General features: G+C 59.2%; 12 protein-coding genes and 2 tRNA genes. 2 read left to right on the forward strand and 12 right to left on the reverse strand.

Annotated features, from left to right (window positions below):
* Positions 1 to 236: 236 nt before the first annotated feature.
* The 10 genes from lon to ACIROW_RS03220 form a co-directional block, all read right to left on the reverse strand.
* Positions 237 to 2,642: an endopeptidase La gene (gene lon, locus ACIROW_RS03175; RefSeq protein WP_402271810.1), complete on the reverse strand. Its 2,406-nt coding sequence runs from the start codon at positions 2,640 to 2,642 to the stop codon at positions 237 to 239.
* 297 nt (positions 2,643 to 2,939) lie between these two features.
* A complete protein-coding gene (gene clpX, locus ACIROW_RS03180; protein ID WP_402271812.1) occupies positions 2,940 to 4,205 on the reverse strand; it encodes an ATP-dependent Clp protease ATP-binding subunit ClpX in 1,266 nt (421 codons plus the stop codon).
* Between the two features lie 305 nt (positions 4,206 to 4,510).
* On the reverse strand, positions 4,511 to 5,137 hold the full coding sequence (clpP, locus tag ACIROW_RS03185) for an ATP-dependent Clp endopeptidase proteolytic subunit ClpP (RefSeq protein WP_402271814.1): 627 nt from the start codon (positions 5,135 to 5,137) through the stop codon (positions 4,511 to 4,513).
* Positions 5,138 to 5,189: 52 nt separating this feature from the next.
* Positions 5,190 to 6,536, reverse strand: a complete 1,347-nt coding sequence (tig, locus tag ACIROW_RS03190; protein WP_402271816.1) for a trigger factor — start codon at positions 6,534 to 6,536, stop codon at positions 5,190 to 5,192.
* A gap of 172 nt (positions 6,537 to 6,708) precedes the next feature.
* The gene (locus tag ACIROW_RS03195) at positions 6,709 to 8,052 is read right to left on the reverse strand and encodes an amidase (RefSeq protein ID WP_402271817.1); all 1,344 of its coding nucleotides are present in this window, start codon (positions 8,050 to 8,052) and stop codon (positions 6,709 to 6,711) included.
* Positions 8,053 to 8,055: 3 nt separating this feature from the next.
* Entirely contained in the window at positions 8,056 to 8,538 is a 483-nt protein-coding gene (locus ACIROW_RS03200) for a CreA family protein (protein ID WP_402271820.1), read from the reverse strand.
* Between the two features lie 118 nt (positions 8,539 to 8,656).
* Entirely contained in the window at positions 8,657 to 8,854 is a 198-nt protein-coding gene (locus tag ACIROW_RS03205) for a DUF1653 domain-containing protein (protein WP_402271822.1), read from the reverse strand.
* A gap of 110 nt (positions 8,855 to 8,964) precedes the next feature.
* Positions 8,965 to 9,051, reverse strand: a tRNA-Leu gene (locus ACIROW_RS03210).
* A gap of 159 nt (positions 9,052 to 9,210) precedes the next feature.
* Positions 9,211 to 12,351, reverse strand: coding sequence for an efflux RND transporter permease subunit (locus ACIROW_RS03215; RefSeq protein WP_402271824.1), 3,141 nt, complete (start codon positions 12,349 to 12,351; stop codon positions 9,211 to 9,213).
* Positions 12,348 to 13,529, reverse strand: a complete 1,182-nt coding sequence (locus ACIROW_RS03220) for an efflux RND transporter periplasmic adaptor subunit (protein WP_402271826.1) — start codon at positions 13,527 to 13,529, stop codon at positions 12,348 to 12,350. The genes ACIROW_RS03215 and ACIROW_RS03220 overlap by 4 nt, the downstream gene beginning before the upstream one ends.
* A 228-nt stretch (positions 13,530 to 13,757) precedes the next feature.
* Between ACIROW_RS03220 and hpnC the strand changes: the two genes are divergently transcribed.
* The gene (gene hpnC / locus ACIROW_RS03225) at positions 13,758 to 14,567 is read left to right on the forward strand and encodes a squalene synthase HpnC (RefSeq protein ID WP_402271828.1); all 810 of its coding nucleotides are present in this window, start codon (positions 13,758 to 13,760) and stop codon (positions 14,565 to 14,567) included.
* Between the two features lie 119 nt (positions 14,568 to 14,686).
* Here the strand turns inward: hpnC and ACIROW_RS03230 are convergent, their stop codons facing one another.
* Complete coding sequence (locus tag ACIROW_RS03230; RefSeq protein WP_402271829.1) at positions 14,687 to 15,022, reverse strand: hypothetical protein; 336 nt, start codon at positions 15,020 to 15,022, stop codon at positions 14,687 to 14,689.
* A 197-nt stretch (positions 15,023 to 15,219) separates the two neighbouring features.
* On the reverse strand, positions 15,220 to 15,426 hold the full coding sequence (locus ACIROW_RS03235) for a hypothetical protein (protein ID WP_265214140.1): 207 nt from the start codon (positions 15,424 to 15,426) through the stop codon (positions 15,220 to 15,222).
* A 162-nt stretch (positions 15,427 to 15,588) separates the two neighbouring features.
* Here ACIROW_RS03235 and ACIROW_RS03240 point away from each other — a divergent pair.
* Positions 15,589 to 15,665 (forward strand) — tRNA-Met (locus ACIROW_RS03240).
* The last annotated feature ends 37 nt before the right edge of the window (positions 15,666 to 15,702 follow it).

Raw genomic sequence — 15,702 nt, forward strand, 5'->3', positions numbered from 1 at the left:
AAGCATCACGGACCCAGCAGAAAAATCTGCAGAAGGTATTAAACAAGCCGCAAATCCTTGTGTCAAGCGGTTTACCGGGGTTTCATCCGGTTCCTGAAACGCCGCTTTCGAAATGATGTAAAACGTTTATCTTTTTATTAACGACTGTCTGTGTTGATGTGGCGATGCATAAAAAAAGGCGCTCCGGAGAGCGCCTTTTCATCACTGGCGACCGTGAGGCCGCCGCACGAATTACCTCAGTGCTTCACGACGTTGGGATCGTTCGATTCCTTCGGTGCGACTGCAACCACTGCGGCTTCCTCTTCGGTCAACGGAACCGGCTGGCTCTCCAGCGCGATTTCCAGGACCTTGTCGATCCAGCGCACCGGCACGATTTCCAACTTGTTCTTCACGTTATCGGGAATCTCAGTCAGATCCTTGACGTTTTGCTCAGGGATCAGGACCGTCTTGATGCCGCCGCGATGCGCCGCCAGCAGTTTTTCCTTCAGACCGCCGATCGGCAATACTTCGCCGCGCAAGGTGATCTCGCCAGTCATCGCCACATCGGCGCGAACCGGGATACCGGTGAACACCGACACCATCGCCGTGGTCATCGCAATACCTGCCGATGGACCGTCTTTCGGCGTCGCGCCTTCGGGAACGTGAATATGGATGTCACGCTTCTCGAACACTTCGCTCTTGATGCCGAGCTTGCTGGCGCGACTGCGGACGACGGTGCGCGCCGCTTCAATCGATTCCTTCATCACGTCGCCCAAGGTGCCGGTGCGGATCACGCCGCCCTTGCCCGGCATCGTCACGGCTTCGATGGTCAGCAGATCGCCGCCCACTTCGGTCCATGCCAAGCCGACGACTTGACCAACTTGATTTTCCTTCTCGGCGATACCGAAGTCGAAACGACGCACGCCGAGGAATTTGTCCAGGTTGCGCGAAGTCACGGTGACCTTCTTTTCCTGCTTCTTCAGCAGCAGCATCTTCACGACCTTGCGGCAGATCTTCGACACTTCGCGTTCCAGCGAACGTACGCCGGCTTCACGGGTGTAGTAGCGGATGATGTCGCGCAGCGCCGACTCTGCCACACTGATCTCGCCCTCTTTCAGACCATTGTTCTTGATCTGTTTCGGCAGGAGGTAACGTTGTGCGATGCTGGTCTTTTCATCTTCGGTGTAACCCGACAGGCGAATCACTTCCATCCGGTCCAGCAGCGCCGGCGGGATGTTGAAGGAGTTCGACGTCGCCACGAACATTACATCCGACAAGTCGAAATCGACTTCGATGTAGTGATCGGAGAAGGTGTGGTTCTGTTCCGGATCCAGCACTTCCAACAGCGCCGACGATGGATCGCCGCGGAAATCCATGCCCAGCTTGTCGATTTCGTCGAGCAGGAATAATGGATTGCGCACGCCGACCTTGGACAGGCTTTGCAGAATCTTGCCTGGCATGGAGCCGATGTACGTACGGCGATGGCCGCGGATCTCGGCTTCGTCGCGTACACCGCCGAGCGCCATGCGCACGAACTTGCGGTTGGTCGCACGGGCGATCGATTGACCCAGCGAGGTCTTACCCACGCCCGGAGGACCGACGAAGCACAGGATCGGCGCTTTCAGCTTGTCGACGCGCTGTTGCACGGCGAGGTATTCCAGGATGCGTTCCTTGACCTTGTCGAGGCCGTAATGGTCGCCTTCAAGGACTTTCTCTGCATTCGGCAAGTCGTTGTTGACCTTGGACTTCTTCTTCCATGGCAAACCGACCAGCGTGTCGATGTAGTTGCGCACGACCGTGGCTTCGGCCGACATCGGCGACATCAGCTTGAGCTTGCGGAGTTCGGATTGCGCCTTTTCCAGCGCTTCCTTCGGCATCTTGGCGGAGAGAATCTTCTTCTCCAGCTCTTCCAGATCGGCGCCGTCTTCGCCTTCGCCCAGTTCCTTCTGGATGGCCTTGACCTGTTCGTTCAGGTAGTACTCGCGCTGCGACTTTTCCATCTGGCGCTTGACGCGGCCGCGGATGCGCTTTTCAACCTGCAGGATGTCCAGTTCGCCTTCCAGCTGGCCGAGCAGATGCTCATGGCGCTTGGCGACATTGAAGATTTCCAGGATCACCTGTTTTTGCTCGAGCTTGAGCGGCAGATGCGCAGCGATGGTGTCGGCCAGACGGCCGGCGTCATCGATGCCGGCCAGCGAGCTCAGGATCTCGGGCGGGATCTTCTTGTTAAGTTTGACGTACTGGTCGAACTGCTGAACGATGGTGCGGCGCATGGCTTCGACTTCAGCCTCGTCGCCCAGTTCGGATTCGACCGGCGTCAGATCGGCGACGAAATGCGTGTCCAGCTCGCTGATGTGATGGATGCGCGCGCGCTGTGCGCCTTCGACCAGGACCTTGACGGTGCCGTCGGGCAACTTCAGCATTTGCAAAATGTTGGCGACGCAGCCGATTTCGTAAATGTCATCAGCCGACGGCTCATCCTTGGCGGCGGCTTTCTGAGCGGCAAGCATGATGCTCTTGCCCTGCTCCATCGCGGCTTCCAGGGCCTTGATCGACTTGGGGCGTCCGACGAATAATGGGATCACCATATGCGGGAAGACAACAACATCCCGCAACGGCAACAGAGGCAATTGCGTTTGTTCTGTGAGAGTAGAAGTCGTCATGGCGAGCCTTATCAAAAGTTACTGTTAGTGATGTTGGCGCGAGCTGTTAAAACACAAGCCCAGATTGAAATAAAAACACGACAACTTTCGGGTAAAACCAGGTAAGTGCTGCGGTTGCTAAAAACAGAAAATGCCAAACAAACAATGAAATCTGAAACAAAAAAAGCCACACACGAAGTCGCCCTCGGGTGGCTTTACGATGGAAGCCTGAGTGATGTCTGCGGTTTATTGTACCGCTTTTAGTCCAGGCGAATCGGGCCGGCGATTTTTGTCGCCGGAGCCCGTTTCACAGGAGGATCAAGCGCCCGAAACCTTGGGCTGCTCGTGGTAGATCAGCAAAGGCTTGGCGCCGTTGGTGATGGTGTTTTCGTCAATCACCACCTTGGCGACGTTTTGCTGGCTTGGCAGTTCGTACATCACATCCAGCAGAGCGTGTTCAAGGATGGAGCGCAGGCCACGCGCGCCGGTCTTGCGGGCCAATGCTTTCTTGGCGATCGCCTGCAACGCGGCCGGGCGAATCTCGAGTTCCGCGCCTTCCATTTGCAGCAGCTTGGAATACTGCTTGATCAGCGCATTCTTCGGCTCCAGCAAAATCTGAATCAGTGCGTCTTCGTTCAATTCGTTGAGCGCGGCGATCACTGGCAAACGGCCGACCAGTTCAGGGATCAGGCCGAACTTGACCAGATCGTCCGGCTCCGCGTGCAGCAACACTTCGCTGGCGGTCTTTTGGGTCTGACTCTTGACGTTGGCGCCGAAACCGATGCCGCTCTTCTCCGAACGCTCGGAAATAATCTTGGTCAGGCCGTCGAAAGCGCCGCCGCAGATGAACATGATGTTGGTCGTGTCGATCTGCACAAAATCCTGGTTCGGATGCTTGCGGCCGCCTTGCGGAGGCACCGACGCCATGGTGCCTTCGATCAGCTTCAGCAGCGCCTGCTGCACACCTTCGCCGGACACGTCGCGGGTAATTGACGGATTGTCGGACTTGCGCGAGATCTTGTCGATTTCATCGATGTAGACGATGCCCCTCTGGGCCTTCTCGACTTCGTAGTTGCAGTTCTGCAGCAGCTTCTGAATGATGTTCTCAACGTCTTCACCGACATAGCCGGCTTCGGTCAGCGTGGTCGCATCGGCGATCACGAACGGCACGTTGAGCATGCGCGCCAGCGTCTGCGCCAGCAAGGTCTTGCCGGAACCGGTCGGACCAACCAGCAGGATGTTGCTCTTGGCGAGTTCGACGTCATCCTTCTTGCCGAGATGCTTCAGGCGCTTGTAGTGGTTGTAGACAGCAACCGACAGAATGCGCTTGGCAGTCTGCTGACCGATCACGTACTGGTCGAGCAATTCGGAAATTTCCTGCGGCGTCGGCAGGTCGGATTTTGCACCGGCGACAGACTCAACGCTGGAAGCTTCGTCGCGAATGATGTCATTGCAAAGATCGATGCACTCGTCGCAAATGAAGACCGACGGACCTGCGATCAGTTTTTTGACTTCATGCTGGCTTTTGCCGCAAAACGAGCAATAAAGCAGCTTTTCGCCACTGGAAGATTTTTTCTCGGACATATAGGGCAAATGTGAATAGAGTTCGGCTTGATCATACCTGCGATTTCATGATTCGTCACGGAATCGCCATATTTGGAAGCCGGTAAAAACGAGCTTCCAGAGTACTCCATATGGGATCGCAGACAAAAAAAGCAATGAGACGGAAATCCGTCCCTAATCGCCGCATTGACAGCGCGCGTTGACAGAGTTGTACGATGATGCGCTGCAAAAGAAAAATGCCCGGACCGTAGTCCGGGCATTTTCTTGTTTTCTTGAAATGCAGCAATGCGACGCCGAATCGGCGACACACATGCGACAAATCCGAACTACGCGCGCTTTTCCAGCACCTGGTCGATCAGGCCATACTCCGCAGCGGCTTCCGCCGACATGAAGTTGTCACGATCGGTGTCCTTGCTGATCTGATCAATGGTGCGACCGGTCTTTTCAGCGAGGATGGCGTTCAGACGTTCACGCAGGTACAGGATTTCGCGTGCCTGGATTTCGATGTCCGACGCCTGGCCTTGCGCACCGCCCAGAGGCTGGTGAATCATGATGCGCGAGTTCGGCAACGAAAAACGCTTGCCCTTGGCGCCGGCGGCGAGCAGGAAAGCGCCCATCGAGGCTGCCAGGCCCGTGCACAGCGTGGAGACGTCCGGCTTGATGAATTGCATCGTGTCGAAAATCGCCATGCCGGCCGAGACCGAACCGCCCGGGGAGTTGATGTACAGCGAGATATCCTTGTCAGGATTTTCGCTCTCCAGGAACAGCAGCTGCGCCACCACCAGATTGGCGGTCGCATCATTGACCGGACCAACCAGGAAAATGATGCGCTCTTTCAGCAAACGCGAATAAATATCGTACGCACGCTCACCGCGACCGCTTTGCTCGATCACCATCGGCACCATGCCGAGCATTTCTGTATCCAGTGCAGACTGCCTAATCAAACCTGTCATGTGCATTCCTTATGCGTCGTAGTCTTCTCAGATGTTACCCGGGAAGGTCGGATTACGCTTGCGGCTGGTTGCCCATCAAGGCGTCAAACGCGACCGGTTTCTCGGAAACTTTGGATTTACCCAGCACGTAGTTGACGACGTTTTCTTCCAAAACAAGGGCTTCGACTTCAGCCAGACGGCGACGGTCGCTGAAGTAGTACTTCAGGACTTGTTGCGGGTCTTCGTAGCTTTGTGCGAAATCTTCGACTTGCGCCTTGACTTGTTCTTCGGTGGCTTCCAGCTTGTTGGTCTTGACGACTTCAGCCAGGATCAGGCCCAGACGAACACGACGTTCCGCTTGTGCAGTGAACAATTCGCGCGGCAGTTGCATGCCCTTTGGATCCATGCCGCGTTGCTGCATGTCCTGATGCGCCATTTCGATCAGGCGTTCGATGTCTTGCTCGACCAATGCCTTCGGCACTTCCAGCTCGCTGACCTTGATCAGGGCGTCCATGACGCTGTCCTTGGTCTTGGCCTTGGTGCGGGCGGCGACTTCACGTTCCAGGTTGCGCTTGATGTCTTCGCGCATCTTGGTCAGGTCGCCGTCTTCGATGCCCAGCGACTTGGCGAATTCTGCGTCGACTTCCGGCAGATGCGCCCATTCCAGTTGCTTCAGCGTAATGGTGAATTCTGCAGTTTTGCCGGCCACGTCCTTGCCGTGGTAATCGGCAGGGAAAGCCAGTGGGAAAGTCTTCGACTCGCCGACCTTCAGGCCCAGTGTCGCTGTTTCGAATTCCGGCAGCATGCGGCCTTCGCCCAACACGAACGGGAAAGCGTCAGCCTTGCCACCCTGGAATTCAACGCCGTCGATCTTGCCGACGAAGTCGACAGTGGCGCGGTCGCCATTTTGTGCAACAGGCTCGCCGCCGTCGCCGTGCGCGCCTTGCTCGCCCTTGACGTGGTAGTGCACGCGTTGCTTGCGCAGGATGTCCAGGGTCTTGTCGATTTCAGTGTCGGAAACAGCCGATGTGGTCTTCTCGACTTCAGCCGAGGCCAGATCGCCGAGGACGACTTCAGGATAGATTTCAAATGTGGCGTCGAACGCCAACGAACCTTCAGCAACGCCTTCGCTGGTCTTTGGCTCGATCTTCGGGTAACCGGCAACGCGCAGGTTGTTTTCGACGGCGATGTCGTTGAATGCGCGACCGACCTTGTCGTTCAGCACTTCGGTTTCGACCTGGTAGCCGAACTGGGCGGCAACCATCTTCATCGGCACTTTGCCTGGACGGAAGCCTGGCGCCTTGGCTGTGCGCGCGCGCACTTTCAGGCGTTTTTCAACTTCAGCCTGCACGTCGGCCAGGGGGAATGTCAGGGTGATACGGCGCTCAAGTTTGCTCAGAGTTTCGACTGCAGTTGCCATGTGAATCGTCCAAAAATTAATAAATTCCGTGGTGCGGCCCGGAAAGAACAAGCGTGGAAACCATCGCTTTTTGCCCTGCCCGGCCGCGCTAAAGTCCGCTATTTTATACGGAAAAGATGCCCTTGCGCCAAAACGGCGAATCGGAGCTGATAAAAACCGCCAAAGACGCCGCTCAGCCTTGCCCGCCGTGCAAAAGCGCCTCGACCGTACGGCCGATGGCAAGCACCCGGGCATCAGCGCCGCGGTTGCCGCAAATGCTGATGCCAACCGGCAACTTACTGTCGGACGGACAAGGCAAATTCAGCGCGCAACCGTCAAGGAAATTGATCACACTGGGATTGCGCAATACCAGCCCGTTGGTCGCGAAAAAGGTTTCATCGCTGTCTTGCAAAGGCTGCAACAGCGGCGGCACCACCGGCACAGTCGGCATCAGCCAGGCGTCGAACACCGCCAGACGGCGTTCGGCCTGGGCGATCATGCGCCGGCGCGCCGCCAGCAAATCGATGTAATCGGCCGCGCTTTGCTGCGCGCCGCGGCGGATACGCACCGCCACGCGCTGATCGTACTTGTCGCCGGCGCGTTCCAGCAAATTGCGATGCCAGGCCCAGGATTCCGCTGCGCTGAAGCCGCCGCCGGCATTGATCGACGGCAGTTCTTTCAATTCAGGGAAGGAAAAACGCTGGATCAATGCGCCCGCCTTTTGCAGGCGCGACAACGCCGCTTCGAATGCAGCGCGCACGGTATCGTCCATGCCATCGTTGACGAAATCTTCCGTCACACCGAAACGCAATCCGGCCAGCGGCACGGCATCGGTGACCAGAGTTTCGCCCGACAGGATGGCGTCCGCAATCACACAGCAATCGACGCTGCGCGTCAGCGGCCCGGCCGAATCCAGCGTGGTCGACAACGGCACCGCACCGTCCAGGCTGACGCGTCGCGCAGTCGGCTTGAAACCTGTCAGGCCGCAGAACGCCGAAGGAATCCGGATCGAACCGCCGGTATCAGTGCCCAGCGCCATCACCGCCATGTCGCCCGCCACGCTGACTGCGCCGCCCGAGGTCGAACCGCCGCTGACGCGCGCACTATCCAGCGGATTGCGCGGCGTGCCGTAATGCGGATTCAGGCCCAGTCCGGAAAATGCGAACTCGCTCATGTTGGTGCGTCCCAGCAGGACCGCGCCGGCATGCCGCAGACGCGCCACGGCGGGCGCATCGGCCTGTGCCGCCGGCGCATCCGCCAGCGCCTTCGAACCGGCAGCCGTCACCTGGCCCTGGACGTCGAACAGATCCTTGATCGACACCGGCAAGCCTGCCAGCAGCGACGGGACATTGCCGGCGGCACGTGTGGCATCGCTGGCGCGCGCAGCGGCCAGGGCCTGGTCGGCGTCGACGCTGACATAGGCGGCACCGCCCTGCCCGCGATAAGCGACGATGCGCTCCAGCGCCTGTTCGACCAGTTTGACGCTGGTGGTTTGCCCTGCCTGCAATTCGGCTGCGAGAGCCCGGATGGTTTTCATGATTTATTTCACTGGAATGGGAGTGGACGTCGATACGGGGACGGCAGTGATGGCATTCATCGGACTACCGTCGATCAGCTTGTCGGAATACGTCAAATATACCAAGGTGTTGCGCTTCACATCGACCAGCCGCACGATGTGCAGGCGCTTGAACAGGATCGACATGCGCTCCGAAAATACATCTTCCTGCACCGGTACGGTTCCCTTGAAGGAAATCGACGCCGCCACCTGGCGGCAGGCGATCGAGGCCTCGGCCTTGTCCTCGGCCAGGCCGACGGTGCCCTTGACGCCGCCGGTGCGTGCGCGCGACACGTAGCAGGTCACGCCGACCACCTTCGGATCGTCATACGCTTCCACCGCGATGCGATCGTTCTTGCCGAGCCAGCGGAATGCCGTGCTGACGTCGCCGAGTTCCTGCGCCGCGGCAGGCATGACGACGGCCGACAAGGACAGCGTGATCGCTGCCAGACATGAAAGCTTGCGCATGATTTTTCCTTTGCTATGGAGGTGAAGACGAGGCTGCGACATTAGCAGATATCGCGCGGCCTGCCCGATAGAAGAATGACTGAATTTTCCTGAATTGCGCAGCAAGCTTGGCCGAGGCCTAACCAGCGTCTGTCACTGCCGCAAAACGCGGCACGCGCTTGCCGTCGACTTCGATCATTTCATGAAACACCTCGCGCGGGCGAATCCAGACGGTGCCGTTGACGGCACGGTACACCACCATCGGCGTCAGGTCCGACTCCAGAGTCGCCTCGTACAGGAATTCGTAAATGCCGCCCTTGTAATGCTGATAGCGCATGCCTGCTCCCGGTTGGATAAACATCACGTTGCCAATGAAAATCGCCCGGCGCATTGCGCGAACAAGTCAGCGCTGCGGAGCCGGGCGAACGGAAAAACAAAGGGAATGACTGGTGCGAGGGAGGGGACTCGAACCCCTACACCATTGCTGGCGTCAGGACCTAAACCTGGTGCGTCTACCAATTTCGCCACCCTCGCTGAAAGGTGCAATCATTGACCGGCTTGCGCTGGATTTTTCAGCGTGTACGCCGGAGAACCAGGTCCTGTCAATGAGGTAGCAGTTTTAATGCAGCCCGCTATTCTACTGCAAGCTTGGCGGGCTGTCTGCGTTTTTTATCCGTCCCCCCTGCAAATTTCCTAGGGCTTTTTGACCCTGAACAGCGCCGCGTACGCCGCCGGCAGGAACAGCAGCGTCAACGCCGTCGCCACCACCAGGCCGCCCATGATGGCTACCGCCATCGGGCCCCAGAAGACCGAGCGCGACAGCGGGATCATCGCCAGCACCGCCGCCGCCGCGGTCAGGATGATGGGACGGAAGCGCCGCACCGCAGATTCGACGATGGCGTCCCATGGGGCGGCGCCGGCGGCGATGTCGTGCTCGATCTGGTCGATCAGGATCACCGAGTTGCGGATGATCATGCCGAACAAGGCGATCACGCCGAGTTGCGCCACGAAGCCGAACGGACGATGCAGCACCAGCAAGGCTACCGCTGCGCCCGCCACACCCAGCGGGCCGGTCAGGAACACCAGCATGGCGCGCGAGAAGCTATGCAGCTGCAGCATCAGCAAGGTGAAGATGATGAAGATCACCAGCGGAACGTTGGCGGCGATCGAATCCTGCGCCTTGCTGCTGTCGGCTGCGGCGCCGGCCAGTTCGATCGCGTAACCTGCCGGCAGCTGGGCGCGGATGGCGTCGAGTTGCGGACTGATCTGGCTCGACACGGTCGGCCCCTGGATGCCGTCGGCGACGTCGGATTGCACCGTGATGGCCCATTCGCGGTCTTCACGCCAGACCACGCCCGGCTCCCATGCCAGACTCACGCGCGCGACCTGCGCCAGCGGCACGCTCTTGCCGCTCGCTGTCGGGATGTTGGCCTGATTGAGCGCGTCGATGGTGGCGCGTTCTTCCAGCGGCTGGCGCACCAGGATGTCGATGAGCTTGTCGTTCTCGCGATACTGGCCGACGGCGGTACCGGTCAGCAAGGTGTTGACGGTGCGCATGACGGTTTGCGAACCTATGCCGAGCACGCGCAATTTGTCCTGATCGAGATCGATGCGCAAGGACTTGACCGATTCGTTCCAGTTGTCGTTGAGGCCGATCACGTTGGGATTGCGGTTCATCACCGCCTTGACCTGGTCGGCAATGGTGCGCACCTTGTCTACTTCAGTGCCGGTCACGCGGAACTGCACAGCGTACGGCACGGGAGGTCCGCTCGGCAGCAGCTTGACGCGGCCGCGCACCCCGGGGAAATCGTTCTTGAAGGCGTCGACGATTTTCAGGCGCAGGGACTCGCGCGTCTTCAGGTCTTTCGGCAACACCACGATCTGCGACACGTTGGTCTGCGGGAAAATCTGGTCCAGCGGCAGATAGAAGCGCGGGCTGCCGGTGCCGACGTAGCTGGTCACGCTTTCCACACCGTCCTGCTTACGGATGAAGGCTTCGAACTTCTTCGCCTGCGCCTCGGTTGCCTTGAAGGCGGAGCCTTCCGGCAGCCATAGTTCGATCATCAGTTCGGGCCGGCTGGAATCCGGGAAAAATTGCTGTTCGATGAAGCGGAATCCGAGCAGGCCCAGCATGAACGCCGCCAAGGTCAGCAGGATGGTGGTCTTGCGCCATTCCACGCACCAGGTCACCAGCTTGCGGAAGCGCGAATAGAACGGCGTGTCGAATAATTCATGATGGCCGTCGGCATTGGCCGCCGGCTTGACCTTGAGCAGCAGCACACCGATGTAGGGCGTGAACACCACCGCCACCAGCCACGAAATCAGCAAGGCGAGCGCATTGACGGAAAACATCGAAAACGTGTACTCGCCCGCCGCCGATTTGGCCAGGCCGATCGGCAGGAAACCCGCCGCCGTGATCAGCGTGCCGGTCAGCATCGGGATCGCGGTCGAAGTGTAGGCGAAGGTGGCCGCATCGAAGCGCGAGAGGCCCTCTTCCATCTTGCGCACCATCATTTCCACCGCAATGATGGCGTCGTCCACCAGCAGCCCGAGCGCGATGATCAGCGCGCCGAGCGAGATCTTGTGCAGATCGATGTCGAAGATGCGCATGAACAGGAAGGTCACCGCCAGCACCAGCGGAATCGTCAGCGCCACCACCAGCCCCGGCCGTACGTCGATGCGCAGCGGCTTGGTGTGCAGGCCGAGCGCAATGAAGCTCACCGCAAGCACGATCAGCACCGCTTCGACCAGCGTATGGATGAATTCACCAACCGAATCGGCGACGATCTTCGGCTGGTCGGATACGCGCTCCAGCTCGATGCCGACCGGCAGCTTGGTGCGCAATTCGGCGGACATCTTGTCGAGGTTGCGGCCGAGCGCAATGATGTCGCCTCCCTTCTCCATCGACACGCCGAGACCGATCGCCTCTTTGCCGTTGAAGCGCATCTTGGTCACCGGCGGATCGACATATTCACGCTTGACCACGGCGAAATCGCCGAGCCGGAACGTGGTGCCGTTGGCGCGCAGTTGCATCTCCTCGAGCTCTTTGGGCGAGCGGAAGGCGCCGCTCACGCGCACCTGCAGATTGTCGCCCGGCGTCACCAGTACGCCGGTGGACTCCAGTGCATTCTGCGCAGCCAATTGGTTGACGATGGTGTCGAAAGGAACGCCCAGTTGCGAAAATTTCTTCTGCGAAAATTCGATGTAAATTTTTTCGTCCTGCACACCGAATAATTCCACTTTCGCGACCGACGACACGCGCAGCAATTGCTGGCGTACGAAGTCGGCGTAGTCCTTGACCTCGGCATAGGTGAAGCCGTCGGCGGAAAGCGCGAAGATCGAGCCGTAGGTGTCGCCGAATTCATCGTTGAAGAACGGCCCTTGCACCGTTGACGGCAAGGTCAGCTTGATGTCGCTGATTTTCTTGCGCACCTGGTACCAGGTCGGCGGCACTTCCTTGGGCGGCGTCGATTCGCGCAATTGCAGCAGAATCAGCGTTTCGCCCGGCTTGGAATAGCTGCGGATGACGTCGATGTAGGGCGTCTCCTGCAGCTTTTTTTCCAGCTTGTCGGTGACCTGGTTGGCCATCTGCAAGGCGCTCGCCCCGGGCCACTTTGCGGTGACCACCATGGCGCGGAACGTGAACGGCGGATCTTCGTCCTGCCCAAGCTTGCCGTAACCGATGACGCCGCCGATGATCAGCACCACGATCAGATAGCGGATCAGCGGGACATGTTCCAGCGCCCAGCGCGACAGGTTGAAGCCGCGCGGTTGGGCAGCCGCGTCGATGCCAGCCTTGCCAGCAGGCGGCGCATCCTTTTCGGCGTCGCTCATGGATTTCTTCCTTGCTGTGTCTTGGCATCAGGCGTATCACCGGTAAGCGGCTCAGCGCCGAAGATCCTCACCTTCTGCCCCGGCTTGAGCAGGTTGACGCCCGCCGTCACCACAGTCTGTCCAGGCGCCAGGCCACTGGCGATGAGCACGTCATTGCCGCTCTGCCCGCCGAGTTGTATCGGGACCACCTTCACAGCGCCGTTTTCCACCAGCCATACCGAAGTCTTGCCGTTGACCGGATACAAGGCCGTCAACGGCAGGCGGATCATGTCGCCGGACGTCTTGCCGGCGAACGCGACGTAAGCCGTCATGCCCAAGCGCACCTCTTTCGCGGAATCGGGCAAGGCCACCTTGAAAGTATAGGTCCGTGTGGCGGCGTCGGCGATCGGCGAGACTTCGCGGATCTTGCCGACGATCGTGTCCTTGGGATTGGCCCACAGGCGCACGCGCACATCGGCGCTGCGACGCAAGACATCGACCTTGTCTTCCGGTACACCGATGACCACGTCCTTGTCGCCGGCCTGCGCCACGCTGACCACGGGCGTGCCGGCGGCAACCACCTGGCCGGCCTCGGCATCGACCGCCGTGACCACGCCGTCAACGTCCGCCGTCAATACGGCATAGCCGGTCTGATTCGATTGATTGCGCAGCGACGCCACGGCCTGGTCGTAGCCCGACAATGCCGACTGATAGGCAGTCTGCTTGGAATCGAGGGTTGCCTGACTCACGAAGTTCTTGTCGCGCAGTTCCTGATAACGCTTGAGTTCAGCGGAGGCCAGATCGCGATTGCTCAGCGCCGACTTCATCGCCGCATCGGCCTGGCGTTGCGCCAGTTGCAGATCTTGCGGATCGAGCTGCATCAGCACCTGGCCGCGTCGCACGATGCTGCCTACATCGACCTTGCGCGCCACGATCTTGCCGCCCACCCGGAATCCGAGCCGAGACTCCACCCGCGCCCGTACTTCGCCCGGGAACTCGGCCACGACATCGGCATTACCGGCGGCGATGACGATGGCCCTGACGGGGCGGATTTCCTCGACCTTTTCCACCTTTTTTGAACACGCGGCCAGCGCGGAGACAGCCAGACAGAGCGCGACGGCTTGCTGCAATCGACGACGGCCCGATGCCGGTCGGGTCAACGCTCGCACAGGAGTGGGCACGGAAGTCGGAGCAATCACGTTTTTCCTTTACTATTCGGGCAGAAATTACACAGGCCGACGCGCACCGGACGGCGCGACGCCTAGAGCGACGCCGCTGCGGCAGGAGTAGACGGCTTTTTACGGACTTGAGACAAGCGGATGGTGATGCGAGCAACTTACTGACTTTGCGGTTAGTAATTATAATCGCGGGCCCGCCGTTTGGATATATATCGGGTTTTCATCGTTTTTATTGGATATTTCACTGGCATGGCCGTTGACCACTACGAAAACTTCCCTGTCGCTTCGGTACTGCTTCCCGCGCGTCTGCGCCCTGCCGTCAAGGCAATCTACGCCTTCGCCCGCAGCGCCGACGACATCGCCGACGAAGGCGACGCCACGCCGCCGCAACGGCTGGCCGCGCTGGCCGCATACGACCAGACGCTTGACGATATAGACGCGAGCCGCCCCATCACCGATCCGATGTTTGCGGCGCTGGCCGACGTCATCCGCGCGTACCGCTTACCGCTGGCGCCGTTTCGCGATCTGCTGTCGGCCTTCAGACAGGACGTGGTGACGACGCGTTATCAGAATTTCGATGCATTGCTGGATTACTGCCGCCGCTCGGCAAATCCGGTCGGCACGCTGATGCTGCATCTGTATGACGCCGCCACGCCGGAAAACCTGCGCGACTCCGACGCCATCTGCTCGGCGCTGCAACTGATCAACTTCTGGCAGGACGTCGCCATTGACTGGCAAAAGCAGCGCATTTACCTGCCGCTGGAAGACCTGGGACGTTTTGGCGTGAGTGAGCAAGACATCGCTTCAGCCAATGCCGGCCCGTCTTGGCAGGCGTTGCTGCAGTTCGAGATCAACCGCGCGCGCGCCATGATGCTGTCAGGCGCACCGCTGGCGCGCCGCTTGCCGGGACGGATCGGCTGGGAGTTGCGTATGGTGGTGCAAGGCGGCCTGCGTATCCTCGAACGCCTGGAGCAAGCCGAGGGCGACATCTTCACGCGCCGGCCGAAACTGGGCAAACGCGATTGGCTGCTGGTGCTGTGGCGCGCGTTGACGATGTGATACGGCGCGCTGTCGTGTGGACGAAAAAAAGCCTCTTCATCGAAGAGGCTTTTTTATTGCCGACAACGCAGGTCATGCGTCGCGGCATTCGTCAAGCAGCAGAAAACGCTAAAGCACGATTACGGAGTCTTGTCGGTCTTCGGCTGCGGTTGAGCCAGCTGGGCATTACGCTCGGCGGTGGCTTCCTTCTTCTCCGCCTTCAGGTCAGCCTTGGCGGCCTTCTTGTCAGCCTTGGCTTGCTGCTTGATGGACTTCTTCTGTGTCTTGTATTCCGCCTTGGCGTCGGCGTCGGATTGACGCTTTTGCACATACGGATCATTGGAGACACCGTTGGCTGCCGATGCAGGAACGGTCACGCCGGGAGATGTTGCTTCAGTGGTGCTGGCTTGTTGCGCCATGGCGCCGCCTGTGACGGCAAGCATTGCCGCTGCAATGATGAACTGACGTGTTTTCATGAGTGAATCTCCTTTACTTGGTTAAATGAATCCGTCGCATCACAACGACTGACAGCGAATCTCCGACATATTCACGATGTCTGTCAGACACCGCCGGACACCGCTTCCAGTCTGGCTTTGCGAGGGGCACGTGTAGTAGAAGGTAAAAACTCAGGATGGTTCTCAAGCATTTGAAACTTATTGTTAAAGCGCTTGCTTCAACGCTTCTTCCGGCTCTGTTTATAGATCGTGCGCGCATCCTGCAGCGCTCGCTCCTCGGTGCGCAAATTTTCGTTATCGTCGTGCGCGACGAAGAACTCGGCGGCCTGCGCCTGCACCACCAGTTTGATCGCATCAGGATCGGCGACGTCATACAGCTCAGTGATCAGCGTCGTCACTTCGTCCAGGTATTCTTCATAAGTCATCTTGCTCATTGCTCGCCCTCGCCTTCGTCCATCTGATCGTTCATCAAGCGCGCAGTGTATGCGCGGCGCGCGCCTGCGTCCACGTTCAGCGCTTATTTATCCCTCTGCGGAAATGATTTCTTGCTATTCAAAACGATGCTCTGTAGAATTCGGTCCCTCAGACGCGGGGTGGAGCAGTCTGGCAGCTCGTCGGGCTCATAACCCGAAGGTCGTAGGTTCAAATCCTGCCCCCGCAACCAGTTTCCAAAAAATGAATCAGCAGGCATATCAAAGCCC

This window comes from Herbaspirillum sp. NPDC101397, from assembly GCF_044767325.1.
Classification (GTDB): Bacteria; Pseudomonadota; Gammaproteobacteria; order Burkholderiales; family Burkholderiaceae_D; genus Herbaspirillum.

Coding starts and splice junctions, on each gene's coding strand:
- lon (WP_402271810.1), bottom strand. CDS start 2,642: ATGACGACTTCTACTCTCACAGAACAAACGCAATTGCCTCTGTTGCCG.
- clpX (WP_402271812.1), bottom strand. CDS start 4,205: ATGTCCGAGAAAAAATCTTCCAGTGGCGAAAAGCTGCTTTATTGCTCG.
- clpP (WP_402271814.1), bottom strand. CDS start 5,137: ATGACAGGTTTGATTAGGCAGTCTGCACTGGATACAGAAATGCTCGGC.
- tig (WP_402271816.1), bottom strand. CDS start 6,536: ATGGCAACTGCAGTCGAAACTCTGAGCAAACTTGAGCGCCGTATCACC.
- ACIROW_RS03195 (WP_402271817.1), bottom strand. CDS start 8,052: ATGAAAACCATCCGGGCTCTCGCAGCCGAATTGCAGGCAGGGCAAACC.
- ACIROW_RS03200 (WP_402271820.1), bottom strand. CDS start 8,538: ATGCGCAAGCTTTCATGTCTGGCAGCGATCACGCTGTCCTTGTCGGCC.
- ACIROW_RS03205 (WP_402271822.1), bottom strand. CDS start 8,854: ATGCGCTATCAGCATTACAAGGGCGGCATTTACGAATTCCTGTACGAG.
- ACIROW_RS03215 (WP_402271824.1), bottom strand. CDS start 12,351: ATGAGCGACGCCGAAAAGGATGCGCCGCCTGCTGGCAAGGCTGGCATC.
- hpnC (WP_402271828.1), top strand. CDS start 13,758: ATGGCCGTTGACCACTACGAAAACTTCCCTGTCGCTTCGGTACTGCTT.
- ACIROW_RS03230 (WP_402271829.1), bottom strand. CDS start 15,022: ATGAAAACACGTCAGTTCATCATTGCAGCGGCAATGCTTGCCGTCACA.
- ACIROW_RS03235 (WP_265214140.1), bottom strand. CDS start 15,426: ATGACTTATGAAGAATACCTGGACGAAGTGACGACGCTGATCACTGAG.